The organism is Microcoleus sp. POL10_C6, assembly GCF_036701585.1.
Classification (GTDB): domain Bacteria; phylum Cyanobacteriota; class Cyanobacteriia; order Cyanobacteriales; family Microcoleaceae; genus Microcoleus.
This window is the reverse complement of sequence record NZ_JAUBRB010000024.1, coordinates 42,516-67,194: the sequence shown is the minus strand read 5'-3', so window position 1 is coordinate 67,194 and position 24,679 is coordinate 42,516. Positions and strand designations below refer to the sequence as shown.

At 45.8% G+C, this 24,679-nt stretch carries 19 protein-coding genes and 3 tRNA genes; 8 read left to right on the top strand and 14 right to left on the bottom strand.

What is annotated here, in order from left to right:
- Positions 1-13: 13 nt before the first annotated feature.
- The 4 genes from QUA34_RS15620 to QUA34_RS15605 form a co-directional block, all read right to left on the bottom strand.
- Positions 14-1,015, bottom strand: a complete 1,002-nt coding sequence (locus QUA34_RS15620; RefSeq protein WP_333084651.1) for a sugar transferase — start codon at positions 1,013-1,015, stop codon at positions 14-16.
- Positions 1,016-1,411: 396 nt separating this feature from the next.
- Entirely contained in the window at positions 1,412-2,080 is a 669-nt protein-coding gene (locus QUA34_RS15615) for a DUF3318 domain-containing protein (RefSeq protein ID WP_333109239.1), read from the bottom strand.
- 173 nt (positions 2,081-2,253) lie between these two features.
- A complete protein-coding gene (locus tag QUA34_RS15610; protein ID WP_333331818.1) occupies positions 2,254-2,409 on the bottom strand; it encodes a hypothetical protein in 156 nt (51 codons plus the stop codon).
- A 414-nt stretch (positions 2,410-2,823) separates the two neighbouring features.
- On the bottom strand, positions 2,824-3,879 hold the full coding sequence (locus QUA34_RS15605; RefSeq protein WP_333388023.1) for a hypothetical protein: 1,056 nt from the start codon (positions 3,877-3,879) through the stop codon (positions 2,824-2,826).
- Positions 3,880-4,190: 311 nt separating this feature from the next.
- On the opposite strand from QUA34_RS15605, the gene QUA34_RS15600 reads away from it, so the two are divergent.
- The gene (locus QUA34_RS15600; RefSeq protein WP_333388022.1) at positions 4,191-5,378 is read left to right on the top strand and encodes a DUF3800 domain-containing protein; all 1,188 of its coding nucleotides are present in this window, start codon (positions 4,191-4,193) and stop codon (positions 5,376-5,378) included.
- Here QUA34_RS15600 and QUA34_RS15595 read toward each other — a convergent pair.
- Together QUA34_RS15595 and QUA34_RS15590 are read right to left on the bottom strand one after the other, a co-directional pair.
- Positions 5,368-5,595 carry a type II toxin-antitoxin system HicB family antitoxin gene (locus QUA34_RS15595; RefSeq protein ID WP_333331809.1) on the bottom strand — a complete coding sequence of 76 codons (228 nt, stop codon included), beginning with the start codon at positions 5,593-5,595 and terminating at the stop codon, positions 5,368-5,370. The two genes, QUA34_RS15600 and QUA34_RS15595, sit on opposite strands and share 11 nt — an antisense overlap.
- A 121-nt stretch (positions 5,596-5,716) precedes the next feature.
- On the bottom strand, positions 5,717-7,126 hold the full coding sequence (locus QUA34_RS15590) for a ferredoxin:protochlorophyllide reductase (ATP-dependent) subunit N (protein WP_199292772.1): 1,410 nt from the start codon (positions 7,124-7,126) through the stop codon (positions 5,717-5,719).
- A 240-nt stretch (positions 7,127-7,366) separates the two neighbouring features.
- Between QUA34_RS15590 and QUA34_RS15585 the strand changes: the two genes are divergently transcribed.
- The gene (locus tag QUA34_RS15585) at positions 7,367-7,519 is read left to right on the top strand and encodes a hypothetical protein (RefSeq protein ID WP_333321367.1); all 153 of its coding nucleotides are present in this window, start codon (positions 7,367-7,369) and stop codon (positions 7,517-7,519) included.
- An 86-nt stretch (positions 7,520-7,605) separates the two neighbouring features.
- On the opposite strand, the gene QUA34_RS15580 is transcribed toward QUA34_RS15585, so the two are convergent.
- The 3 genes from QUA34_RS15580 to QUA34_RS15570 form a co-directional block, all read right to left on the bottom strand.
- On the bottom strand, positions 7,606-8,973 hold the full coding sequence (locus QUA34_RS15580) for a DUF5331 domain-containing protein (RefSeq protein WP_333388020.1): 1,368 nt from the start codon (positions 8,971-8,973) through the stop codon (positions 7,606-7,608).
- Between the two features lie 34 nt (positions 8,974-9,007).
- The gene (gene bchL / locus QUA34_RS15575) at positions 9,008-9,874 is read right to left on the bottom strand and encodes a ferredoxin:protochlorophyllide reductase (ATP-dependent) iron-sulfur ATP-binding protein (protein ID WP_006634709.1); all 867 of its coding nucleotides are present in this window, start codon (positions 9,872-9,874) and stop codon (positions 9,008-9,010) included.
- 1,093 nt (positions 9,875-10,967) lie between these two features.
- The gene (locus tag QUA34_RS15570) at positions 10,968-13,130 is read right to left on the bottom strand and encodes a CBS domain-containing protein (protein WP_333388018.1); all 2,163 of its coding nucleotides are present in this window, start codon (positions 13,128-13,130) and stop codon (positions 10,968-10,970) included.
- Positions 13,131-13,275: 145 nt separating this feature from the next.
- Between QUA34_RS15570 and QUA34_RS15565 the strand changes: the two genes are divergently transcribed.
- Entirely contained in the window at positions 13,276-15,834 is a 2,559-nt protein-coding gene (locus tag QUA34_RS15565; protein WP_333388013.1) for a PhoD-like phosphatase, read from the top strand.
- A gap of 383 nt (positions 15,835-16,217) precedes the next feature.
- Here QUA34_RS15565 and QUA34_RS15560 read toward each other — a convergent pair.
- From QUA34_RS15560 to QUA34_RS15550, 3 genes are all read right to left on the bottom strand, one after another.
- Positions 16,218-16,289, bottom strand: a tRNA-Thr gene (locus tag QUA34_RS15560).
- Between the two features lie 73 nt (positions 16,290-16,362).
- Positions 16,363-16,444, bottom strand: a tRNA-Tyr gene (locus QUA34_RS15555).
- Positions 16,445-16,641: 197 nt separating this feature from the next.
- Complete coding sequence (locus tag QUA34_RS15550; protein ID WP_333388010.1) at positions 16,642-18,459, bottom strand: ABC transporter ATP-binding protein; 1,818 nt, start codon at positions 18,457-18,459, stop codon at positions 16,642-16,644.
- Between the two features lie 23 nt (positions 18,460-18,482).
- On the opposite strand from QUA34_RS15550, the gene QUA34_RS15545 reads away from it, so the two are divergent.
- Positions 18,483-18,713, top strand: coding sequence for a hypothetical protein (locus QUA34_RS15545; protein ID WP_333388009.1), 231 nt, complete (start codon positions 18,483-18,485; stop codon positions 18,711-18,713).
- A 35-nt stretch (positions 18,714-18,748) separates the two neighbouring features.
- Here QUA34_RS15545 and QUA34_RS15540 read toward each other — a convergent pair whose 3' ends face one another.
- Positions 18,749-18,889 (bottom strand): hypothetical protein, encoded by a 141-nt coding sequence (locus tag QUA34_RS15540; RefSeq protein WP_172188980.1) that lies wholly within the window; start codon positions 18,887-18,889, stop codon positions 18,749-18,751.
- A 219-nt stretch (positions 18,890-19,108) separates the two neighbouring features.
- Here QUA34_RS15540 and QUA34_RS15535 point away from each other — a divergent pair.
- The 4 genes from QUA34_RS15535 to QUA34_RS15520 all read left to right on the top strand — a co-directional run bounded on the left by QUA34_RS15535 (position 19,109) and on the right by QUA34_RS15520 (position 22,565).
- Positions 19,109-19,180, top strand: a tRNA-Gly gene (locus tag QUA34_RS15535).
- 249 nt (positions 19,181-19,429) lie between these two features.
- Positions 19,430-19,834, top strand: a complete 405-nt coding sequence (locus QUA34_RS15530) for a hypothetical protein (RefSeq protein WP_333084666.1) — start codon at positions 19,430-19,432, stop codon at positions 19,832-19,834.
- 4 nt (positions 19,835-19,838) lie between these two features.
- On the top strand, positions 19,839-21,104 hold the full coding sequence (locus QUA34_RS15525) for a glutamate-5-semialdehyde dehydrogenase (RefSeq protein ID WP_333321382.1): 1,266 nt from the start codon (positions 19,839-19,841) through the stop codon (positions 21,102-21,104).
- A 321-nt stretch (positions 21,105-21,425) separates the two neighbouring features.
- Complete coding sequence (locus tag QUA34_RS15520) at positions 21,426-22,565, top strand: fatty acid desaturase (protein ID WP_333321384.1); 1,140 nt, start codon at positions 21,426-21,428, stop codon at positions 22,563-22,565.
- A gap of 118 nt (positions 22,566-22,683) precedes the next feature.
- Here the strand turns inward: QUA34_RS15520 and QUA34_RS15515 are convergent, their stop codons facing one another.
- On the bottom strand, positions 22,684-24,387 hold the full coding sequence (locus QUA34_RS15515) for a lipoxygenase family protein (RefSeq protein WP_333388006.1): 1,704 nt from the start codon (positions 24,385-24,387) through the stop codon (positions 22,684-22,686).
- Between the last annotated feature and the right edge of the window lie 292 nt (positions 24,388-24,679).

The window sequence follows — 24,679 nt, the reverse complement described above, 5'->3', positions numbered from 1 at the left end:
TTGTTGAGGGTTCCTAAACAGCGCCACTATTTTTGTTAAACAGGACTGTTACAGTTTTGACAATTAGTTTGAGGTCATACACCAGGCTCCAGTTTTGTTGGTATTTTAAATCTAAACGGATGACATCTTCAAAATCGCGGACTTGAGAGCGACCGTTGACTTGCCATTCCCCTGTCATCCCGGGTTTGACATCCAAACGCTGCCACTGAGGGACTTCGTAACGCTCAACTTCGTCTGGGGTAGGCGGTCTAGTGCCGACTAGACTCATTTCGCCTTTGAGCACGTTCCAAAACTGCGGCAGTTCGTCGAGGCTGGTTTTGCGTAAGATGCGCCCGACCTTGGTAATCCGCGGGTCGTTGTCATTTTTGAAAAATGCGCCAGAAGCCTGATTTTTGATTTGGGCTTTCATGGCTTCGGCGTTGGTACACATCGATCGAAATTTCCAAATCCGAAATTGTCTGCCCATCCAGCCACAGCGGGTTTGACCGAAAAATATCGGGCCTGGATCGTTGATAGTGATGGCTGCAGCTATGGGTACGAGCAAAATTCCTGTAATTATCAAACCGACTATTGCCCCAACAATGTCTATCAGCCGCTTCACCCACGATTGCACTGAGGGGTGGGTCATCGGTAGCTGATTGTCCGAGGGCTTGGTCTCTGTGGGAGTTGAGGTTGCAGAGGGCTGCTCGATCGTTAGCACTTGATCTAGGCTGGTGAGAGCAAATACTGCCATCACCTGCGGCTTGAGGCTTCGGAGCACCAAGTCGCTACCACGCTGTTTGGCAAATTTCAGATTGCTGACTAAAGCACCGATCCCGCTACTGTCGATGAATGTCGTCTGACTGAAGTCTAGGACAATCTTGCTGGGAACGGTGGTGCTTTCCGAAAAAAGTTGCTGGCAGGTTGTCTTGAAGTTTACAGCTTCAAGTACGCTCAAGCGCACGGGTATGTGAACTGAGGGAATCTCGTCCGAGTACGTTACCCGAAAATCTGCCTCTGGGGTTTGACTGACCATGAAGTCCTGGTTTCAAATTTCAAGCTTATGTCTTTAGCCTATTCTGTCCTAGCAGCTCCACCTTTACCAAATATTATGGTTAACAAAAGGCTAGCTTTATACAAACTTTACAAAAACGCCTGCAAACTCGCCCGCCGAGAATGATATCAAAGGCAAAAATAGACTTAAGTCTACCAGTGCCAGTTTTGGCCCAAAGATTTTTGAACGCAGTCGCGGCCAAACTTTAACATCGGAATCAAGATTTTTGTGGATTCAGGCCGATTAATCTTGTCGTTAATCATTTTGGTGCCTGTCTTGCACCGGATAGCCATCGCAGTTAACAGTTAACAGCTAACCCACAAGTCAACAGTTAACGGTTAACTGGAAAACCCCCGTAACCAGCGTCGGGGGATGAGGTTAAGAATTGTAGACGTTTTCTGACTGGGAGGTTTCGCGGGTGATGGGTTTGACTTTGGCTTTGGCTTTGGCTGCGTTGCGTTTGAGGGCCTGGAGACGAGCTTCGTATTTAGCCCGCTGCTGTTTTTTGGAGGTTTGCTCAATTAAGGTTTTTAAGGCGCTGCCGAGGCTTTTGTAGGCGTTTGGGAGAGTGTAGCCGAAGCGGGTGGCCAGGGCCAGGGCTTTTTCGTCGGCGTCTATTGCTTCTTTTAAACTTTTCTCTCCGTTGTTTTTTTGGAAAAGTCTCCAGCCGGAGACGCCACACAGGGATAGGGCCAGTAGCAGCAGCAAGCCGTCTTGCACCCAAAGTTCGCCGACGGCGCCGCCTAAACCAATGGCGAGGGCTGCCATTTCCCAACCGTCTCTGGGGATGGTGTCGTTTTGGATTCTGGCGACTTCGTGCCAAAATAGGAGGTTGCGCTGATCCATTGCTAGCTGTTCCCAGCGGATCAGGTCTATTTGGATTTCTACCTGGTCTTTGCCTATTTCTTCGCTGCGGATCAGGGTAGGATTAACTTCTATTGTTTTTTCTACTGTTACCCAACTTTGGAGTTCTGGGGGCAGTATGTTTTTCAAGCGCCGGATCTCACTCATCTCGGCTCTTGCTGTAGAGGTTGCATAGGATGTCATAGCTCCGGCCTATTGATTTTCCAAAGGTTAATATGTGTCTGTTTCTGGAGTATAGCAAACCTTGAATCCAAATATAGTCGAGTAACGGGGGTCGATCGACCAATACTTGCACTTTTACTTGATTTTAGTCTCAGGGGGCGATCGCAACAGCCGACTCGATCCCTGACTTTCGACTATTTCATCAACGGTTCGATTCCTTGCCCCAATTTCGACCAAGCCGACCAAGCTTCCTGCTTAGAAGTTAGGCCTTTTTGAACTAAAACAACTCCGTCAAATAATTCAGCAATTCCGTACAAGACTCGCCGTAGATCTTCATCGCTAAAACGCACTCCCGCCCGAAATCTACCCTGTCAATCGGAGCTTTTAAATTCTTCTGCTGTAAATGCCACAAGTCATAATCGACCGCTAATTTTTTAAAAATGGCGACAACTAAATCCCTGTAATATGAGTCTAAAGCCTTGTTTTATCGTCGCTTACGGGATATCTTTTTAGGGTAAATAAAGTTGTGCAATTCTTCTTTTTGTCCCAACATCCTCTCTTTTTTTCCCTTGCTTAAAATTCATTTTTCTCTATTTTTTTGCTACATGAGTGCGATCGCCCACAGTCGGGTGTTCGATCGCGCACAGTAGCGATTTGGAGTACCCGCTGCTAGCCCTAACTACTTGTCTACCCCCTTTTATTCTTGCAGTAAAATTACCACATTTCGGGGATTTACACACATCATTCAGACGAGATTTTAATGATTAAAGTGACTTGAGAAGACCACTTTCTAACTGATAAATTGCTGCCATGATTCCGCTTTCAGGATTTGTGAGCAGGGACTTTTTGACATCTTTCAAGTATTCTACAATGTGTTCCCGCAAAATCGGTCTTTCTACTTTGACTGTGTGATTGTAATCCCACAAATCCCAAATGATAATCCCGATGCCGACAATCGGGTCGATTAAACTCACTCCCAACTGACTAGCAACTGTACCGCCTGTTTTTGTGGCTACCTTGGCGGCGGCTTTGCTAGCAACTTTTGCGGTAACTTTACTACCAACTTTAGCTGCTACTCCCAAAATTAAGGGTTTAGCAACTAAGTAGCCGCTGCCGCCAACTAATACTTTTAATGATAAATTCGAGACGTTTCCTTTGTCGCTAATTGTGGTGGCAATATCGTTCAGATATTTGTCCCACTGTACTTGCGGTATATTATAATTATTTTGAACTACTTTCACATTCTTGCTAACTTCTGATATGTACAAATTAGCAGTATCTTGAGTTATTAATTGAAATCGCAGTTGAGCGTTTTTGGGAACCAGCACGCGGTTAGCAAATTCTCTTTGAAAGTCTTCGGTTAATTTTTCGGAAACAGCACGAGATGCTGCTGTCATATCAAATCTGTTGAGTACGGCAGATTTCACGAAGTTAAAAGGTACGGTAAACTCCATCTTTTTTTGAGTAAAGTAATCAAAGTACCAATCGAGGAAACTATTGTCAACCCGCGCGATTACTTCGGTTTCCCATTTGTCCAATTCTTTGGATGCGAAAGTTTCGGCTGTTATATGGGATTGTTGGATGGCGTTTTTAACGTCTTGGTTGACTTTGCTAAAATCGTGTGGTGGCGAGACTACAACTGCTGTGGTTCCGGTATTTGTTAGTGACTGGGAAATTAGAAAGTTACCTAATAGGGGAATGATGACTACTAAAATTACGATCGTCCAAATCATCGGTGTCACAGTTTTGATAAACTGACCGATAACTCTGAGACGTTCTGTTTTCTCTGAATAGCTAATTTCTTCCTTCTCTTGACTCATGGCGGTTTCTCAACTGATGAGAGTTGGGCTAGTTTCGATTATAGGCGATGGTACCTGCGATCGTGTTACAGGGGTGTAGCCTGGGATTTTGGAGGGGTTGGGGAAAAAGTGCGATCGACCCACTCTCTTATCATAGCAAGCAGTTTTTATGAGCGTACTCAAATACCAAGTCCTGTATTATTTTGTTAATTCTCCTTTGTGAAAGGAGGCTGTTAAGTTTCATTTCTGAAGTGGTGTGGTTTTGTAATTTTATGTTATATTACAAAAATTACGAGTAATACACACTCCTCACAATTAAACTAAAAATCCCTATGAAACAAACCATTCAAGAAATTTACTGCGATGAATCAGGTTGCAATGGTAATAATCTTATGGACCGAGATTCACCGATTTTTGCTTATGCAAGTGTAGCAATTAACCATGAAGAAGCTACAGAATATGTAAATAATATAATTCAAAATTATAAGCTACAAGGTGGCGAATTAAAAGGTCGAAACCTTCTTAAATCTTCCAAGGGTCAAAAGGTAATAGCTGAGATATTGATAAATTTTAAGGATCGCATAAAAGTAGCTGTATATCATAAAAAATTCAACTTAGCTTGCAAATTGTATGAATATATATTTGAGCCAGTTTTATCAGAAAAAAACTCTCTATTTTACCAGATAAAATTTCACCGATTTATCAGCAACATTTTATATGTAGAGTTTGTATCTCAGAGCGCGGATGCTGAAAAAATATTTAGCGATTTTCAGAAGCTTATGAGAAGTTTGGAGGACACAGAACTTAACTATCTTTTTAGTTCTTCAAAAACACCTGATATTTCGCCTATACTCGACGGCATAAAGACTTTCTGTATTCATCATAGAGATACTATTAATCAAGAATTAAACTCTTTACAAGGAACTGATATAGGCAAGTGGATTTTAGAGCTTTCGTACCCGGCTTTGTTGTCTATTCTCTGTGACTGGGGAAAAGAGTTTAACCAACTTAAAGTTTTTTGTGATGTTAGTAAACCACTAAAAGAAAACAAGGGACTGTTGGATACTATGATTGGGAGAGAGGATAAGATTTATACTGACTTTTTTCAAGGAGTAGAAGAACCCATTACATTTAATCTATCCCAAGAAGTTCAATTTGTGGAATCCGATAAATTTCCTGGCATACAAATAGCTGATGTTGCTGCGGCTGCTTGTGCCTATGCTGCTAGAGAAGGTGTCAACCAAAATACAGAGAGCTGGATAGAGCATATACCCGGTATTATAGGTGGCCACTCAGTGATTCCTGATTTGAGTTACACCGACCCACATACATTTGATGCGACCAGAAATTATATGTTGTTAATATATTTGGTGGAGAAAAGTATAAACGAACAGCCATTGCTTGATGGAATAGAAGAGTTTTTATCGGCGGTTACTCATGATTTAAATCTCAATCCGAGCAATCGGATAGCTACTATTGCCGAGAATTGTCGAAGCGACGCACCCTACTTTAACTTTTAGCAGGTAAAGGAATCTCATCGCCGCACTCATAAGCAGTCTCTATCCACAATTCCCTAGCTTCCTGAATATTCTCCATCGCTTCCCACAAAGTTTCCCCCACAGACATACAACCCGGAAGGTCTTTTATTATGGCTGTATAACCTTCAGATTCTGGATAAAAATTGATAGGATATTTCAGACTCAAGTAATAATCTAGAGATTTAAGGTTGACTTTCATCTTCTAACTAAAAGTACGATCGCACTCTTCATCCGCGTTCATCTGCGTCAATCTGCCTTCATCAGCGGTTCCAAAAAAAATAAGGTGAGCAAAGCCCACCCTACTATCTTACTAAAAATGATTAAACCTTCGCTTCATTCTTCACCAGATTACCCCAACCCAAATCCTTCAGCGAATTATTCCGGCGCAGCGGACGAGTCACCAACTCCAAAATATCCCGCGCATTACCAAAGCCGTGAATTTGAGCAAAAGTAAACTCAACAGACCACTTAGTATTAATTCCCCGCGCTTCCAAAGGATTAGCGTGAGCCATACCAGTAATCACCAAATCAATATTCTGCTCGTAAATCCGCTGAAGCTGATTGTAATTGTCTGGTTTTTCCACAATCCGAGGAGTAGGAACTCCCATCTCGTGACAAGTCTTTTCTAACAAAGCCAATTCGGCTGCTTGATAGCGCTTGTCCATGTAAGGAATGCCGATTTCCGGGCAAGTCATGCCGCAGCGAATCAAGAAACGTGCTAAAGAAATCTCTAGCAAATTGTCGCCCATAAAGAAGACAGATTTACCGCGAATTATTTGCAGGTAATCTTCCAAACCTGCCCAGATTTGCGCTTCTCTTTCGTCCAAACCTTTTGGTTCAATTCCCAACACTGAGCAAATCTTTTCAATCCAAGCGCGAGTTCCGTCAGGGCCGATCGGGAATGGCGCACCAATTAGCTTACACTTGCGGCGGCGCATCAACGTAGAAGCAGTACGCGACAAGAACGGATTCATGCCCGATACATAATAACCTTCTTCCAAGACTGGCAATTCAGTGTAGCGCTTGGAAGGAAGCCAACCGGAAACTTTGATTCCTTGCTTCTTCAATTCTAGAGTTAGCTGAGTAACAACCGGATCGGGCAAAGAACCGAAAAGTACCAGCGGTGTGTGCTTGACATATTCCGATTCATCTGCTGCAACTTCCTCTTTTTTCTTACCGAAATTCAGCAGTTGAGAGATAGCATTGCGTTCTTGTTTCTGAGATTCCATCACGGGCGCTTTCTCAGGGCATTTAGCAGCCATCGCTGCTAAAACGGTATCTTCCCCTTGAGTAAAAGCGTAATCCAAGCCGTTAGCGCGGGCTGTGACGATGGGAATGCCAATTTCTGCTTCGAGTTTCGGCGCTAACCCTTCCAAATCCATTTTGATGATTTCGGTGGTGCAAGTGCCGATCCAGACAATTACGCTGGGGTTACGATCGCGCTTAATTTGCAAGCACAGCCGCTTCAACTCATCATAATCGTTTAATTGAGCGGAAATATCGCCCTCTTCCAACTCAGCCATCGCATAGCGAGGCTCAGCAAAAATCATCACGCCCATTGCATTTTGCAAGAAATAGCCGCAAGTCTTGGTACCGATGACCAAGAAAAAACTATCTTCAATTTTTTGATAAAGCCAAGCTACGCAGCTAATCGGACAAAAAGTGTGATAATTGCCTGTTTCGCATTCAAAGTTTAAAGCTTCCGGTTCATTAGTAGTAATAGCAGTCATATCTCAAATCTTCTCCCTTTAAATTGTTTTTAGTCTGAAACAGGACAGGCTCGCTAAGCGAGGAAATACCTGATTTTTTGCGATCGCCTCGTTGCTCTCGCGGACGAGAGAAATAGGTTTTTTTCCTCTCGAACGCGAACAGGCGCAGCGGCGAGAAAACACCTGTGAAAGTGCGATCGCGACGCACAGCGAACAATAAATAGAAATACCTATTTTTGGGCTAATTCCTGTGAAAAATAGATGCAACCACTCAATATTTCCGCAGCAGCCGCAGCATCCCAAATTCTGGCTAAAAAATTCTGCGCGAGGGCATACAATCCCTCACAGCAGGGATTTAGTTTACTTCACATCGCTAAGGCAAAAAGCCTTTTGGCAGTTGTGAGTTTGAGCTAATTAAAAATTAACAACTCGCAACTCACAACTCACAAATAGAGCGGGAAACTTCAAGACTAGAAGAGATGCGGGCGATCGCAACAACCTCACTTAAAATCAGATAAAAAGCCGGAAATTTCTTCATCCTCATCGTCGGAATCCAAATCGCCGAGACCTAGAGCATCTAAATCATCTTCGTCAGGATCTCCGGTAGTTGCTTCCCCCAGATCGTCAAGTCCGAGATCGTCGAGGTCATCGTCATCAGATACAGAGAAATCGTCAATACCGTCATCGTCCAAGTCGCCCAGATCCATATCTAGGTCATCTGAGGTCGCTGTCCCAAAAGGATCGGGTATTTCTTCGGCGACAAACTCTGCATCTTCTTCCCCAAACGGATCGGAAATCCCCGCTTCGAGATCTCCAGAGGTCAAAGTCCCAAATTGTGAGGCTTCATCTTCCTCGTCATCGCCGAGGTCGAGACCGCCCAAAGCCAAGGCTTCATCTTCCTCGTCATCGCCGAGGTCGAGGCCGCCCAAAGCCGAGGCTTCATCTTCCTCGTCATCGCCGAGGTCGAGACCGCCCAAAGCCAAAGCTTCTTCTTCCTCATCGTCGCCCATATCAAAGTCAGATACGGCGTCTTCCTCATCGTCGCCCATATCAAAGTCAGATACGGCGTCTTCCTCATCGTCGCCCATATCAAAGTCAGATACGGCGTCTTCCTCATCGTCTTCGAGACCGAGACCGTCCAAAGCCGAGGCTTCTTCCTCGTCATCGCCCATGTCGAAGTCGGAGACCGCTTCTTCCTCGTCATCGTCCATGTCGAAGTCGGAGACCGCTTCTTCCTCGTCATCGCCCATGTCGAAGTCGGAGACCGCTTCTTCCTCGTCATCGCCCATGTCGAAGTCGGAGACCGCTTCTTCCTCAAACTCATCGAAGGATTCCTCCTCTGAGCTCAGTGCTGACGCTGCTGCTGCCAGACCTGCTGCTCCGGCGACTCCGGCGACTACTCCGGCTGTTGCCAAGGCAGCACCGCCCAATTTATTAGATTTGGCTGCGGCGGGTGCTGCAGTTGCAGTTTGAGCTGCGGCGGGTGCTGCAGTGGCAGTTCGAGCTGCGGCGGGTGCTGCAGTTGCAGTTTGAGCTGCTGTGGGTGTTGGAGATTTACCGGCCGTCTGCGGCGCGATATTTGAGGGCATACCCAGCGCGATGTCCGGGTCAAAATTGAGTCCCAACACTTCGATCAGGCTGTCTGCATCCGGCTTGAGTTTTGAGAAGGGCAGCATTAATTGCTGGAGTTCCGGCTCCAGGGCAGCCGCAATTCCCAGGATGAGGTAAGAAACAGGCCTTTTCCCGCCGTCGGGTGTGGCGACCGTGTTCTCAGCCGTCATGTGCAGGAGCAGCCAAGCCCGATTTACCTGGTAGTAGTCCAACCACTTCTGTTTGAGAGCAACTGAAAAAGTATCAAAAAAAGCCATAACCTCTTTATCCTCATCCTGATCGCTAGACCTATTAAACCATCATCAGGTCTAGCTCATCTTCCTCCTTCTTGACCACCGGTTGCACTGGATTTAGATAAAAATCTGAAAGTAAGGCAAATAATTCGCGATCTGGCGTGTCGTTGGGTACTACTCCTTCGGGCATTGCCAAAATCTGGTCAGCGATGTTGAGGTAGTAATCGCAGACGTAGTTGAGGGAAGGATCGCTTTCGGCCATCTCAAACAATGTTTTGCCTTTGACGCGAGAAACGCGAATATCTTCAATCAGGGGCAGCACTTCCAGCACCGGCATCGGTACAGAGTCAATGTACTTGTCGATCAAGTCGCGCTTTGAGGTGCGGTTGCCAATTAAACCGGCGAGCCGCAACGGGTGAGTGCGGGCTTTTTCGCGGACTGAGGCGGCGATGCGGTTGGCTGCAAATAAAGCGTCGAACCCGTTGTCGGTAACAATCATGCAGTAGTCGGCGTAGTTCAAGGGGGCTGCAAAACCGCCACACACTACGTCACCGAGCACGTCGAACAGGATGATGTCGTATTCGTCGAAGGCATTGAGTTCTTTGAGCAGTTTGACGGTTTCGCCGACTACATAGCCGCCGCAGCCAGCTCCTGCGGGAGGGCCGCCTGCTTCTACGCAGTCAACGCCGCCGTAGCCTTTGTAGATGACATCTTCGGGCCAAACGTCTTCGTAGTGATAGTCCTTTTGCTGAAGGGTGTCAATAATTGTGGGGATCAAGAAGCCAGTGAGGGTAAATGTGCTGTCGTGCTTTGGATCGCAACCGATTTGCAAAACTTTTTTGCCGCGCTTGGCTAGGGCAACGGAGATGTTGCAGCTTGTTGTCGATTTACCAATTCCACCTTTTCCGTAAACTGCGAGTTTCACTCTTTGTTCTCCTATAGGTTTCTATCAAAACGATGAGGGCTGGGTTCTCATGCTTTTTTTCGATCGCCCAATTGCCATAGCCCAATTGCAATAGCCCAATTGCAATTCCCTTACTGTCAGTCGATTTGAGATTTCAAATTTGAGATTAAAGAATGGACTCCACAGATGAATCTGGGGCTTCTCTCTAACTAAAATTTTCTCTCTCGACTACTTTTGTTTGGGGCTTGTATCCGTCTTTGGGTTAGACCAATTTTGGACTCAGCCCTTAGTCACCTCGTTGAAAGCATTATTAGCTAACTTGCGATGAAAAGAAAGGGGGCGTCTAAATGAAAATGCTAGTAAATTTGTTTATTTTGCATCTTTAGCAATCTTAACTGGTTTTTTGATATAAAAATCTATTTTTAGATTATTTTTAGATTTTAAATTGATTTTAGAATACTTTCTTAATATAAAGAGGTACAAAAACAAAACAAAAATTAACTTCTCAAACAATCTGGGCTTTTGGCTTTGGGGCTAGGATGCAGGCAGTTGATGGCTTGTGTGGGTAAGTGGAACGGTCATAAAGGCGCTAGTGGATGAGGCAAACTCGAAGTGAGTTCGGATCAGTTGGGTCACGGGAGAGCAAAGTGATGGGATTTTAGATTTTAGATTTTAGATTTTAGATTGGCAAACATTCACTTTGCTGGGGTTTCGGGTGTTTTGTAAAAAATTGTGAATTTTTAGGAAATGGTGGGGAGTCGGAGAGTGGGGGAGTGAGTGGGGAAGAGGGAGAAAGTTATGGGATTTTAGATTCTAGATTGGGAAATATTGACTTTGCTGGGGTTTCGGGTGTTTTGTAAAAAATTGTGAATTTTTAGGAAATGGTGGGGAGTTGGAGAGTGGGGGAGTGAGTCGGGAAGAGGGAGAGTGGATGGGGAGAGTGGGGGATTGGGAGAATATCATGTCTTCCCCATGACTACTGATACCAGTTGAAAAAAAGAATGCAACTGTAGGCCCGTGATCCAAACCACGAGCTTCCTCAGTCATTTCCAATTCTTCAATTCTTCAATTCTTCAATTTTTAAATCTAAAATCTAAAATCCTATGACTGCTGACTAATGACCACTGACGATCGGAATCTCGATCGCAAATTCAGTGCCCCGTCCAGCTTCCGAAACGCAATCGAGTCGCCCCCCGTGCTGTTCGACAACTAAATGGTAAGAAATCGACAGTCCCAACCCAGTGCCCTTGCCGACTGGTTTGGTAGTAAAAAACGGGTCAAATAATTGGTGGCGAATCTCATCCGGTATGCCCCGCCCGTTGTCGGAAATGCGGATCGCGACAAAATCGCCGCCAACAACTTCAGTACGAATTTTAATTGTGGGAACAGTCAATGGAGAATTAGGATTTGACGGGGGTGAATTTTTCGCATTTCTCGCCGCCCATTCCCCTTTCTGGATTTCTTCATCCAAAGCATCAATAGCATTGCCGATAATATTCATGAACACCTGATTGATCTGACCGGCACAGCACTCGATGTTGGGCAAATTACCGTATTCTTTAATAATGTGAATAGTTGGATGTGCGCCGTGGGCTTTGAGCCGGTGCTGCAAAATCAACAAAGTGGTTTCAAGTCCCTCGTGAATGTCAACGAGCTTGATGTTAGATTGATCGGATCGCGAAAAATTACGCATCGACACAACTATTTGGCGGATGCGCTCGGTTCCTACTTGCATAGAAGACAGGATCTTAGATAAGTCTTCTACCAAAAAATCGACTTCCATATCTGCTGCTGCTTTCCGAATTTCCGAGACTGGTTCGGGATAGTGCTGCTGGTAAAGTTGCAACAGTTGGAGCAATTCTTTGATGTAGTGGCTGGCGTGGGAAAGGTTGCCGTAGATAAAATTAACAGGGTTGTTAATTTCGTGAGCGATACCGGCAATCATTTGTCCCAAAGAAGACATTTTTTCGGTTTGCACCAATTGAGTTTGAGTTTGCTGCAACTTTCGCACAGTTTCCTCTAATTGCTGCGCTTGATTTTTCAAGCAAGTTTGCTTTCGCCGCAGGACTTCTTCAACTCGCTGGCGCTTGATAATATCCCGTCTCAACAATTCATTTGATTCTAAAAGTTGAGCGGTGCGTTCTTCAACTTGTTGTTTTAAGTCGTCGTGAGCTTGGCGCAGGGCTTCTTGGGCCCGCTGCCGCTCTAAAATTTCTTGCTGCAAAAGTTCGTTGGCTTTCTGCAATTGGGTGGCTCGATCGTCCACTGCTTGTTGCAACAGTTCGATCGTCCCATACATTTCAGATTGGTTAAAAACTTGGGGCAAATTTGTCTGAGACACAACGCCCAAAAGTTCTCCCTGGTTGCCAACTACTACCAAACGGCGGACGCAGTGGCGCTGCATGGACTGGTGGACACTCCAGAGGGAATCGGCGGGAGATATGCAAAATAAAGGCGCACTCATGGCCCTGGCTGCTGGGATTTCGGAGAGGTTGAGTTCGAGGGCGTGAAACTGCACGATGTCGCGCTCGGTGACAATGCCGATCGGAATTTGATAATTTTGTGTTGGTGCGATCGCCCGATCAGGATGCTGAGTTTGCTCTTGGACAATGACGACGGAACTAACTCGATGCTTGACCATGAGCTGGGCTAAATCGAGGGCTGAGGCAGTTGTTGGGGCAGAAATGACTTCTTTAGTCATGACATCTGCTGCACAGCGCAAATTGGTTAGCAAGTTAATCGGTTGCAGGGCTTCGTGAATGGCTTCGCGGGTGATGATGCCGATAAGTCGCGAGTCCTCGTCCACTACGGGCAAATGCCGGATGGAGTGCTGGCGCAACGTGAACATAGCTGTGAAAATATCTTGAGACTCGGATTTTTTGAGGGTAATGGGCGATCGAGTCATTACGTCAGCAATTGTCAGTCCGACTGTACAAGCAGCGACGGTAGTTAGCTTGACGATATCCCGTTCTGTAAAAATGCCGATCGGCCGATTATCTTCGACGACTAACACGCAACTGCGCTTGGCTGCGCTAGCAACAGCGTTTTGTTTTTCGCCACAAAGGTGACAGGAGACGCGCATCGGGTTCATGAGAGCCAACACCTGGGCGATCGGGGTTTCTGGAGCCACGGTGAGGGGGTGGCGGTCGATCGCCCGATCTAAAGGTGACGAGTAGAGCTGCCTGCTGTTGGGGCGTCCAGCGGGTTCTGATGATTTAATTACCGACAACTGCGGGGCTGAATCTCGGAAATGGTGTAATTGTTCTTCTTGTAGCATGATTATTAATTTTAGTTAATGAATTGTTACAATTTTGGAGACTTGGGTTGGCAGACTTAGCATTAATTAACCGGGTCACAGATGCTCGATCGCCTAAAATCTGATTGCTAGAACACTCTTATTTAATTTTTATTTTTTAAATCCTATGTCGTGGACTCCCTTAAGTCATCGAATTCATCACTTGCCGCTGATCCTTGCGGGCCCGATTTTGCGCCGGACTGAAAGTCGGGCCGTGACAGTTTGGCTGGCTCTGAAAGCACCCCGCCAAGTCGAACTCAAGGTTTATTCGACAGAGGGCGGAACCGGCGAAATTGTCGATCGGCCATTGCTGCAAGGTGCGAACTCTACCGTAAAGCTCGGCAAATACTTGCACGTAGTCGCGGTGACTGCTAAACCAATTAATAGCAATGTCTTGACATCTGGGGAAATTTATGCTTATGACATCAAGTTTGCGGGGAGTAGCGAGTCGAACGTCGGGGGTGCAGTCCCAGAAAATGAGAAAGAAAATCTCATTTCTTGCCTGTGGCCTGCCACCCCTGATTTATCGGCTTTGGGGCCGGAGACGATTAGTTATTTCGCTCACCAGTTGCCCACTTTTGCCCTGCCGCCACAGGATTTAAACTATTTGCGTATCGTTCACGGTTCTTGTCGCAAGCCCCACGGAGACGGCAGAGATGCGCTGCCAATCTTGGATAATTCGATCGAACAGTTTGCAGGTACGGCAAATAGCAGGCCCCACCAACTGTTTTTAACCGGCGACCAAATTTACGGCGACGACGTGGCCGATGCGATGCTGTGGGCTTTGACGGATGCTGGCGATACCCTGTTGGGCTGGGAAGAGAGTCTACCCCTGATGGATGATGCCCAAATTAAAAAGAATTTGTGTATCAGTATACCTAAAAATTCGGCAAACGAAAATGCAGGTGGCCAAGAGAGGGAAATTTTTAGAGAGTCCCCTATTCAGAAACCGTCTGATGCTGAATATGAGTCCAAAAAACCAATTGAGTTAAAACCGGGGACTCGCAGCGATATTGCCAGAGATTTTGGCGGCTTTACGGCGATGTTGGTAAATAAACCCGCCAATGCTAAAAGTCACTTATTTAGCTTGGGGGAATATTGTGCGATGTATTTGTTCGTTTGGTCGCCGGTACTTTGGTGCACGGGTTTTCCGAAGGGTAAGGATATTTGTCCAAATTCTAAGCAGGCAAAAGTCTGGGATAGAGAAGTTGTTGAACTTAACGGTTTTGCTCGCAATTTGTGGAGGGTGAGGAGGGCGCTAGCGAATATTTCTACTTATATGATTTGCGATGATCATGATGTTAGCGACGATTTGTATTTGAATCGAGAGTGGTGTTACCGGGTGCTGGGGAAGCCGCTGGGACGACGGGTGGTGCAGAATGCTTTGCTGGCTTACGCTGTGTTTCAGGCTTGGGGAAATACGCCTGCACAGTTTGAGCGCGAAAAACCGGGAGATAAATTATTAAAGGCTGCTGAAAAATGGTCGGATTCGGCGGGGACTGATGTTTCTGTTTGGGAGGAGGTGGCTTCGTATTTGGGAATTCCAGGACTCGATCCGAAAACTCATTTGCCTAAGTTGAAATTAGATGAAGATGTTTTTATTTTGGATCGGGATGGCGAGGGTGTAAGTGAGGTTTTGAATTGGCATTTTACTGTGAGAAGTTTTAAGCATGAGGTGATTGTGCTGGATACGCGGAGTTGGCGGGGGTATCCGGTGAAAAGCGCGATCGATCCGCCGATGCTTTTGACTCACAAAGGTTTTGAGGAGCAAATTCAGCAGCCTTTGCATGAAACTAATTTGCTGAATAAAACTGGGGAGTTTGAGATTGAGGCGACGCTAGTAGTTGTGCCGACAAATTTAGTGGGTTTGTGGATTATTGATGCGGTGCAAAAGCGGGATGTGGAACAGGGGAAGGTTTTTAATAGCGATGCGGGGGATGCTTGGAATTTTCACGAGTTGGCTTTTGTGAAGCTGTTGTCGGAGTTTTTTAAGCAGCGCGATCGGGTGATTGTGTTGAGCGGGGATATTCACTATGCTGCTGCTGTGCGGCTGAGTTATTGGTCTGATTGTCATTTTGGCGATTCTCGATCGAATATTGAGCCTTTGAATATGGCGAATTATCAATCAAATTGTCACTATTCTGTGTTGGCGCAGTTGACTGCTAGTGCTTTTATCAATGAGGAGTGGAAAACGCATTTAATTCATACTAAGATTAAGTCGCTGCTTCCTGAGCGATCGCACGAATGTTTGGGATGGAATGAGCCGCTGGAATTAATGAAAATTCCCAGGAGTAGCAGAAAGAAAGCTATGGCTGCTGCTTTCAGGAATAGACAATCTCTGCCTGATTGGGGTTATCGGATTGACTGGATTAAACGGCAAAGAGCTCGGGTGTTTTTGCTGCTAGAAAAGGGAACTCCGTCAGATAGAACACATAAAAATAAACAATTGTCATTCCTGCGTAGGTTGTGGAATTTTATATCGCTGTTGTGGCGCAATCGCTGGCTGCAAGAGGGTGATGAGATTGTGGGATATAGCAATATTGCGATCGTCAGTTTTCAGTGGCCTGCGGATAGTGATGGGGAGAAAGCGGTGATCCAAAATGTTTATTGGCGGCCGCTTTGGGAGCCGAATAGTGTGGTTTACAGTCAATATTTTGTGCCGCTGGGATTGGATGAGGATGATTAGATTCCCGATTTCTTGAACAAGTCGGGGATTTCGATACGGGTACAATATTCTGATGAGTTTGTGGCACTGTCCGCCGGGAGCATCTCAAGGAAAGCAGCCAAGCTAGAAACTGGAGTTGGGAGCCAGGAGCCAGGAGCCAGGAGGACAGAGGAAGAAGGAAGGAGTGTTCTTACAAATATGATATGCTCCCGTGTCCGCCGGGGGTTGAAATCCTGACTATGCAGGACTACGGGGATTTTCTTCTGATTTATAGCGTTTCCTTAGCTGATCAGGTACAACCAATCCTTATCCATTAAGGATTTTAGCTCTAAAAATGTACCTCATTTGACTGAGAAACGCTATATTGAAGCTGAAGCCCTTGGTGGATATACTATAAATTAGGAAGCCCGTGACGAGATTTGAACTCGTGACTTCCTCCTTACCAAGGAGGTACTCTACCACTGAGTTACACGGGCATAAAAAATTAAGAACCTCCAATTAAAAAATTAATTTTTAATTCTTAAATTTTAACTTTTTATTAAATTGAGGTGGGCCGAGCTAGATTTGAACTAGCGTAGGCGTAGCCAGCGGATTTACAGTCCGCCCCCATTAACCGCTCGGGCATCGACCCATTTCCATCACAGTTATATATCCTAGCACCACAATCTTTATTTGCAACATTATATTTGAAACTCTAATCATTCAGTGGAGAAACCATAAGTGAGTTAGCGGTAGACGGGAAAATTGAACACTGTTTAAGGTGTGCATTGCTACGTCTAGGCTGGGTGCCCGCCCGGAGCACCCTAAGTCTAGACTAAGAGGAAATTCCTAATTCACTAATTCCCCGGTTTCTTGCAGGGAGTGCAGGCGACGGTAAATACCTTGTTGGCTTAAGAGTTCTTCGTGGCTGCCAACTTCGACGATTCTACCGCCGTCGAGTACGACGATCGTATCGGCTTCGCGAATTGTACTCAGTCTGTGGGCAATAATTATGGTGGTGCGCGTACCGAGGATATTCTGCATGGCTATCTGGATCGATCGCTCGCTTTCATAGTCCAAACTAGAAGTAGCCTCATCAAAAATTAACACATCCGGCTCCACCAAAAGCGCCCTCGCAATCCCCAACCGCTGCCGCTGACCGCCGGACAACCGCATTCCTCTCTCCCCGACCACGGTATAGTAACCTTGGGGCAACAGCCGCACAAAATCGTCTACTTTGGCAATGCGACAAGCATCCTCAACTTGCTCGAAAGTTGCATTTCTGTTTCCGTAAGTCAAATTTTCCAGCAAAGTACCGTTAAAAACGTCTACTTCTTGGTGAACAATGGCTAAACGCTGGCGGTAGCGAGTCACGTCTAAGCTGCAAATGTCTTCGCCGTCGATCAGAATGCGGCCGGAGTTGGGTTCAAAGTAGCGAAACAGAAGTTTAACTAAAGTCGATTTCCCAGAACCTGATCGCCCGACTAACGCTACTGTCTGACGGGGATGAATCAATAAATTCACATCTTGCAAAACGGGTTTTTGACTGTCGTACCCGAAGGTCAAACCGCTGATCTCAACTTTGCCGGTAAATTTATAAGGCGACGCCGATCGAGCATTTTCTGCTAAATTAACCGCATCAACACCGTCTGGTAACTGCATAAACTCGTGGAACCGGATCATTGAAGAATAACGCCGTGCCAATAATTCGGCGATAACGCTAATCGGACGCAGTTGGGAATATGCCATGCTTGCCAGGGTGTAGACGGTAACAAAATATCCGAGGGAAATTTTGCCTGCAACCGTGGCTGCTAGGCTAAAACCGAGGACTGAAAACAAACACAACTGGACGATCGTCTGCTGGTATGTCCCCAGGATGACGTATCCTTTGTGAATGCGGTGGATCACGACTTTTGATTCGCGATCGAGTCTGGTTGTTTGCCTTTTGAGTTCATGGCTTTCTGTCGCAAAAGCTTTGACTGTTTTGATGTTGGTGATAATTTCCGAGTTGCGGCTTTCGGTATCTTCGATGTATTCATCCAGACTTTCTTCCTGCGCCGTCACCTGTTGCAGGCCTTTTAAGGTGAAACTGAGGATAAATAGAAATGAAACCAAAATTAATAAGCCAATCCGCCACTCAATTAAGCAGATAACGGCAAAAATGCCGATTAAGCGAACGACTTCGGGGATGAATTCGCCGGCAATTTCTGGGTAAGTCCAAGTATGGTTGGCGATGCCTTTGGCGATGCGGCTGGCAATCCGTCCGGCGTTGTTTTCGTCGTAGAATTCTAGGGGTAAGGTAAGGATTTTGCCGATCGCACTTCTCATTTGATCGCGCCTTGCCCTCAATGGTATCGCCCAGTGGAACCAATTTGCCACCCAAGGCTGTACCGGTGCTTTGGCGACTGTTACCAGAAAAATTAGGCCCAGCAAGACTGATAGCGATAATATTTTGTTGGGTGAGTGCTGGGTAACAGAGGCGATGGCTGTTATCAGTTTTTGGGTTACTGTATCTGTAGGTTGACCCGACAATACGTTTAATATTTGACCGATCGCGTAAGGAACAAGCAAATCGGCTAGTGCCAAAACGCTGGAGCTAGCTATGCTGTAAAGTGATATTTTCCAGTAGCGACTGTAGTATTTGAAGATGTCCTGAAAGCTTGCCATAAATTTGTGTTGAGATACAACCCTTGCAAACACTTGCATTTAGAACTGCGCTCTCGGCGCGCCGTGTTGACAAGTGTACTACAAAAGTATTCGATCCGGGAGTCATCTCGGCTCATGCTAGCGACTCGCCCGATCGGGTGATTTATGGCAATTATTCGATCGTCAGCGATCGATCCGCATTCCTGGGCAATAAATTCAAGACTAAGGGCAAAAAAATGCAAAAGACAGAATTTTTCTTAAATTCTGCCTTCTGAGCAAGACCTTATAAGTTTTACGTTTGAGTAGTCTGTTAGCTGAAGGTGTAGGCTGATTGCAACGCCCACCAGATCAAGAAGCCGATTCCGCCGGCAATGACAATCGCCGAAATGGCGATCGCTATAGGACTGTCAGCTCCCTTGAACTTCATGATTCCGCGATTTAAATCTGACATGACAGTGTTCTCCCACAATTCCAGCTTGATTGTAGCTTTGCCGTCGGCCGATGGCGGTCAATTTTCACGGCAATTACTGATTTGGTTAATGATCTGGCTGCTGAAATTTCCGGTGGGGATAGGCTTTGGGGGTTTTTACAGGGTGTCTGAAAAAAAACTTACTAAAAAGACTTGACAAATTTCGAGAATTGAGACAATATTGTTAATACCGCAGGAAATGCGGGTGTAGCTCAGTGGTAGAGCGTCACCTTGCCAAGGTGAATGTCGCGCGTTCGAATCGCGTCACCCGCTTTAGAAAATAAAAAAAATCAAGGAAACCGGAAAGTAGATGAAGAAAGTTTTCGGTATACTCCTAATGATGGTTGATAATACCTAAGTTAGTGGTAAGATTGAATGCAGAACTTGCAACTCAAAATTGCCGATCGGGTCATATCTCGGAACAGGCAGTTGAAAGCCTAGGTATGGCGGAATTGACAAGTTTGATTAAGTGGATATGTTAACGATTATTTTTGCAAAAACGCTTTTTTTATCCGATCGCTAGTGCCCTCTCAAAAAGCTCCCAAGATTGACTTAAACGATGAGTACCCCTGTCCTTGCCGACGCCGGGGTCGTCTAGTTCCCATAACGTTGACAGAAGCCTTGGGCTGTAACCGCTGTCAACAAATATTTGTATTGGACGAAAGTGGATACGTGATCGAGCAACTATCAACGAACTATCCTTACAAGCAGGCTTGGCGGTGGACGGGCAACCAGTGGAACAGAGCGCATCCGGGTTTGAAGGCTTATTACTTGCCACTGGCTTTGGGTATGATATTGGTGCCGCTAGTGATTTGGTTGCCCTTGGCGCTACACTCGCCGGGCCCGAATATTATTCTGTGGGCAATGGTCGCGGTGCTGCTAGCAATGCTGCCGGCGCTGATGGTATGGCTGGCTTATAGGCGTTAGCTAGATGATAATAGAGGATTTTACCCATTCATCAGATGCCGCAAATGTCGCGCGTCGCGCTTATCAAGCTTCTTTGGAGTTGGCTGCGACAAAGAGTGCTGATCGCGCTGCAGGTTTGCAGGCGATGGCGGGCTCGCTGAAACGCCGGCAAAATGACATTTTAGAAGCAAATACTCTGGATCTAGAAGCGAGTCGGGACATGGCGATTCCCGAGTTGATTGTGGAGTGGCTGAAGCTGACGCCGGAACGGATCAAGACAACTGTGCAAATTCTGGAACGGTTGGGGGAAATGCCAGATCCGATCGGCAGGGTGATCAATGCTTCTTATCAGGTCGATCGCTGTCAGGTTTACTGTCAGTCGCTACCACTGGGGGCGATCGCTCTAATTTATGAGGCATTTCCAGAGTTGGGGGCGATCGCAGCCGGTCTGTCTCTCAAAAGCGCTAACAGTTTGATTCTTAAAGGCGGGAGCGAAAGCTGGCACACTAATACAGTAATTGGAGAAGCTTTGGTTTCGGCGATCGATGAGGTCGGTTTGCCATCGGGATGTTTGCAGATACTGCCGCCGGATCGGGGCGCTTCGATCAGAGAATTGGTCACTCAAGACCAATATCTCAATTTAATTATTCCCTACGGCAGGCCAAGTTTGGTGCAGCAGGTGGTTAGGCTGTGTACAGCACCAGTTTTGAGGTCGGCAATGGGAAATTGTTACCTTTATTGGTCGCCGACTGGTAGTTTGGAGATGGCAAGGTGGATGATTTTGGACAGCCATCAAAGCGTTCCCGATCCTGTTAATGCGATCGAGAAAGTGCTGATTGATCGCAACCAAAAGCCTTCTTCCTTAGTTAGGCTGTGGAACAGTTTAAAAGAAAAAGGCTTTCAAATTAGCGGCGATGCGGATCTTGTTGCAGATTTCCCAGACTTGAAGCTGGCGGAACCATACGAGTGGACTCAACCGTATTTAAACAAAACCATCGCGTTTAAAGTTGTCGATAGTTTAGAGATTGCGATCGGCTGGATCAACCGCTACAGCAGCGGCCACGCTGACTGCATCGCCACTGAATCTTACTTAGAAAGTCGCCAATTTGCTCTGGATGTTAACAGCGCCTCAACTTTTATTAATGCCTCACCTCGGTTTTGGCGCTATCAAAATCGGGGAGATGCGATATTTTTGGGAATGTCCAACCAAAAAGGTTATCGTCGAGGATTGATCGGGTTAGATACGCTGACGACAATCAAAGAAATTGTTCAGGGAAACGGACTTTTTTAATCTTATAGGTTATTTAGGATTGGTTATTGAGATTAAACCAAACTGAAAAGTGGGAGAGTATTATCGATAGGTAAGCCTTTAAGAGGTGTTCCAAAATTATTTTTATAGGATACAATAATATCTGGGTAGAACAATCAGGCAGCCTTGATATAAAGCAATTTGATCACAAGCTCCCGGATAGCCGCAGTGGAGACCGATAAAATCTCCGCATCCTAACAATAAGCCGCCGGATTTATGTGTGGGTTCAATCTCAAATCGGGTACGGGATCTAATTAAATTTAGAAACTTATTAAGTCACATGAAAATACTCTTAGCGATCACATGCAATCAGAAAAATTACTCAATACTTTAGACAAGACGGCAACGCCGACTTTAGGCAAAGAAACGCTAATTAACCACTCGCTCTATATAAAAAAATTGCGTCCGTTGCTGCCGTCAAATGCCTTTGAACCAGATCCTAGCAAGTTAGCAATACTACTCATCAACGCTGCTATTTTATTGCTGGGATGGGGAATTGCTGCTAATCTCGATCGCTGGCCTGTCTATCTTTTAGGGCTTTACTTACCTTTAGCCGTCATCATGGGCAATAGTATCATAGTTTTGCTATTTAGCTCCCACGATTTGATGCACGGTAGCGTTCAGAAAAAGTCTCGCCTGACTTATCCGATCGCCTTTTTGGGACTAAGTATGCTGTTTATGCCGCCTACTCAGTGGAAAAATCTGCACAACCTCGTACATCACAATAACACGAATTCTTTGGCAGACCCCGATCGCAACTATCTGTACCAGCAACCAGACACTTGGGGAAAATGGATTCAAAATCTGTTTGTACCGTCGGTGGAAGTCAACCCGGTGTGGTTAATTGTAGGGATGGCCGGTTCGTGGTTAGTGCATAATTTCCGCAATCTCACCTCGGTACTGTTATTTAACGATAAATCTGTTGATTACGTACCGGCTGCCTTTACAGTGAGTCCTAAAGATAGATTGACAATTGCATTTGAATGTCTGGGAATTTTAGGAATTCATGCGAGCATTTTATTCTACCTAAATTTTCATCCGCTTAAAATCGCTCTTGCCTACTTTTTGCCGATCGCAATTGGTCATGCAGGCGCCATGTTTTACATCTATACCAACCACATGGGTTGCCGGATGACCGTCATTAATGACCCGCTGATCAACAGTATGTCAGTGCGGGTTCCTAAAATATTTGACCTGCTGCACTTAAATTTTGCTTACCACACAGAGCATCATATTTTCCCCAGCATCAACTCAGACTATTATCCGATGGTCCAAGAGTTGTTGCAAACTCACTATCCCGGACGCATGAATTTAATAGATGCTGGAGAAGCTTGGCGGTTGCTGATGCAAACACCACGGCATTATCAAGATGAAGTCACCTTCTCTGATTCCTCTGGTACAATGTGCGTGAATTGCTCGATTGTTGAAGACTATAAAAGCTGAGAATTCGTATTGCAACTCACATCTTGAACCATGCTGAAGAACAGGCTTTTGGGCCTGTTCCACAAAGAATGAATTTTCTTGTGGGGTGGGCGTCTCGCCCGCCCCAAAAAATACAATTCTACATACTGATGCTATTGAGTACCAACGAAGGCTTGAGAGCAAAATAAGGGATTACTCGTTTTTGATTGTTGGCATCAATCCTTTGTTCTGCCATATTCAAATTTTGCTGGAACTGTCTGGCTAAAAATGCGATCGGCGTTCCCTCAAAAACTTCATCAAAGCTCATCCGGTAGAGTTCTTGGAAAGATTTATCGTAATAACCTAAACGGTCATATCGATAAGCTGACAAAATAAACAGAATTTTCAGTTGTTCAGCCGCTCGCTTGTACGGAGGAAGCAACCGTAAAATGTCCTTTTCCGTAATCACTTCGAGAGTCCCAGAAGCATTAATTTTGGGAATGTCCCGGTATGCTGCCAAGGGCATATTGGGAGCAAAACTCATGTATTCATACTGGGGAAAATTGACTGCTGAATGCTGCGGGCCGCAGGTAAAAATTATGGTTGTGACAATTTTAATTAATTGTTCAACTGTGTCGATTTTACTGGGCATTCCTTTGACTTTACCGCCCTCATTCGAGGCTAATTCTTGGGCCCAAGTTTGCAGTTCCACATCTTGGACGAGTGCTTCATTTGTCGGGTAAAAGAATTTGAGATAGCCACATACAAAGGTTTCGATCGCATTCCACAGCAGCAATCCATCATCTCGGTAAGGATAGTGAGGCAGTTGATTTGGATCGTCCATGCCCCGATTTTTCAGTTCGGTTGGGAAGGCAAATTGATCCAGACTCCAGTTACTGCAAGCCTCTCTAGCTATTTCCATTGTCTCTGGCAAGCTACCGCTTAGCAAGTCATCGACTGGCCCGCCCGGAGCGATCAAATAAGAACGTGCCAGCTCGTTGTTAGTCAACATAAACCGAAAGTGCGGTTTCAGCAGCAGGCTAAGGGGGTGATTTTTAGCCAACTGTCGGGCGGTGACGATCGCGATTGGTTCCATCACCAGATGAGTTCGACCTAAATGCGAGTTCATTTCATGGTGATTGGCATCTGCTACTTGCACGCAGAGTTTCGCAAACAGCCAATCGACAGGAGGATCGAATGGGGTGTAGACATGGCTACCTGGCGTGGGATCTAGTTGAATGGCAATCGGTGTCATTTCACCACGATCGCGGATTCCCGTCCACCGCCAAGCGAAAAAAGCTCGCGGTTTTGGCAAGAATTTTCTGCCTTTTTCATAGCTGCCGCCTCCAATTTTTGAAGGCGCGCGATAGTGTTGGTCGCTACCCGTATAATCGGCAATGTAAATGTTTTTTTGTTGCAACTCTTGACCCAGATCGAATAATGGGTGAAAGCTGGAAATTTGTGCCAGTGTTTGCGCCCGAGGATCGCCGGCATCTAACAAACGAAGCACCATCGGATTTACTCCAGACAGGCGCTGTTCTGCAAAAGAGCGATCGGTTTGGTAGATTTTGGCAACAGCAGGTAGCGGCAGCAGAGTAAAGAAATCTTCATAGTCTTGGAGCTCGTCGAGAGGATCGAGAAAACTTCTCGAATCGGCCGCCAACATATTTCCGGGAAGTTCCGATGTTGCTAGTATCCGCTCTCCAATATACTTGCTCGAAAAGTTCTCGACTGCGGGCACATCTTTCAATAATGCCAAAGGTGATAAACTCTCATAGTCAAACTGATAAGCTTGTTGCTGACGATTCAAGGAATCTTGGCGCTGTTCTTGGTTGGGGTCGTCTTGAGGAAGAGAAGGTTTCATATTGTCTACCATTGTATAAATCAACTCTCTTTTTGTAGTAAAATATCGGACATCATCACTACTGATCGACGATGGAATTTAAAAAGTATTGTGCGGGTTCATGCTTGATATAGGTCTTATTCACCGATCGATCATCTGATTCCGGACTTTTTTAAACTCAGACAAATTTCTCAAAAGAATGCAACACTTCTAGATCGCCCTCAATCCACATAGGGCGGTTTCATTATCTAGATAAGTAGGTCGCACTTGAGAACCCCGGCTTCTCAAAGAAGTCGGGGTTCGGGGTGTTCGG

Excerpts from the sequence above, each read along its gene's own strand:
- QUA34_RS15620 (WP_333084651.1), bottom strand. The coding sequence starts at position 1,015 with ATGGTCAGTCAAACCCCAGAGGCAGATTTTCGGGTAACGTACTCGGAC.
- QUA34_RS15615 (WP_333109239.1), bottom strand. The coding sequence starts at position 2,080 with ATGACATCCTATGCAACCTCTACAGCAAGAGCCGAGATGAGTGAGATC.
- QUA34_RS15605 (WP_333388023.1), bottom strand. The coding sequence starts at position 3,879 with ATGAGTCAAGAGAAGGAAGAAATTAGCTATTCAGAGAAAACAGAACGT.
- QUA34_RS15600 (WP_333388022.1), top strand. The coding sequence starts at position 4,191 with ATGAAACAAACCATTCAAGAAATTTACTGCGATGAATCAGGTTGCAAT.
- QUA34_RS15595 (WP_333331809.1), bottom strand. The coding sequence starts at position 5,595 with ATGAAAGTCAACCTTAAATCTCTAGATTATTACTTGAGTCTGAAATAT.
- QUA34_RS15590 (WP_199292772.1), bottom strand. The coding sequence starts at position 7,126 with ATGACTGCTATTACTACTAATGAACCGGAAGCTTTAAACTTTGAATGC.
- QUA34_RS15585 (WP_333321367.1), top strand. The coding sequence starts at position 7,367 with ATGCAACCACTCAATATTTCCGCAGCAGCCGCAGCATCCCAAATTCTG.
- QUA34_RS15580 (WP_333388020.1), bottom strand. The coding sequence starts at position 8,973 with ATGGCTTTTTTTGATACTTTTTCAGTTGCTCTCAAACAGAAGTGGTTG.
- QUA34_RS15570 (WP_333388018.1), bottom strand. The coding sequence starts at position 13,130 with ATGCTACAAGAAGAACAATTACACCATTTCCGAGATTCAGCCCCGCAG.
- QUA34_RS15565 (WP_333388013.1), top strand. The coding sequence starts at position 13,276 with ATGTCGTGGACTCCCTTAAGTCATCGAATTCATCACTTGCCGCTGATC.
- QUA34_RS15550 (WP_333388010.1), bottom strand. The coding sequence starts at position 18,459 with ATGGCAAGCTTTCAGGACATCTTCAAATACTACAGTCGCTACTGGAAA.
- QUA34_RS15540 (WP_172188980.1), bottom strand. The coding sequence starts at position 18,889 with ATGTCAGATTTAAATCGCGGAATCATGAAGTTCAAGGGAGCTGACAGT.
- QUA34_RS15525 (WP_333321382.1), top strand. The coding sequence starts at position 19,839 with ATGATAATAGAGGATTTTACCCATTCATCAGATGCCGCAAATGTCGCG.
- QUA34_RS15520 (WP_333321384.1), top strand. The coding sequence starts at position 21,426 with ATGCAATCAGAAAAATTACTCAATACTTTAGACAAGACGGCAACGCCG.
- QUA34_RS15515 (WP_333388006.1), bottom strand. The coding sequence starts at position 24,387 with ATGAAACCTTCTCTTCCTCAAGACGACCCCAACCAAGAACAGCGCCAA.